General features: G+C 69.6%; 1 protein-coding gene. It reads left to right on the top strand.

Annotated elements, in window-relative coordinates; translation table 11 throughout:
* Positions 1–268: 268 nt before the first annotated feature.
* Positions 269–606, top strand: a 338-nt coding sequence (locus tag ABTU92_RS29030) for an alpha-amylase family glycosyl hydrolase (RefSeq protein ID WP_408095028.1), incomplete at its 3' end; no start/stop codon positions are given.

Consider the following 606-nt stretch of genomic DNA (forward strand, 5'->3'; position numbering starts at 1 on the left):
GAGCGCGAGAAGGTGTCGTCCGACAAGCCGCCGGAGCAGCCGGCGGCGCTGCCCGCCGCCGAGTGACGGCGAGGCCCGGCGGCCTGCGGCCGGGCAGGGCGGTCACGCCCGGTCCGACGAGGCGCGACCGAGACGAGAAGCAGGAAGGCCGCCCGGAGACGGGCGGCCTTCGGCGTTTTTGTCCTTCGGCTCTGCAAAAAAGCGGCGAACCGGGCGGCTTCGGCTGCGTTCGTCTAGCGGTATGCCGATGGACGAACAGGGGGCCGCCATGGACGCGCTGGCCGAGCAGACGAGAACCGTGCAAACCGAGCGGCAAACGTTGGACGGCGCTGCGGGGCGGGGGTGGTCCGCCCGCTGGTGGCAGACCGGGATCCTGTACCAGATCTATCCGCGGTCGTTTCAGGATTCGAACGGCGACGGGATCGGCGATCTCGCCGGCATCCTGCGGCGGCTGCCGCATCTGGTGGAGCTCGGTGTCGACGCGCTGTGGGTGTCGCCGATCTTTCCCTCGCCGATGGCGGACTTCGGCTACGACATCTCCGACTACACCGGGATCGACCCAATCTTCGGAACGCTCGAGGATTTCGACGCGCTGCTCGCCGCGGC

It is taken from the genome of Rhodoplanes sp. SY1 (assembly GCF_046000175.1).
Classification (GTDB): Bacteria; Pseudomonadota; Alphaproteobacteria; order Rhizobiales; family Xanthobacteraceae; genus Rhodoplanes.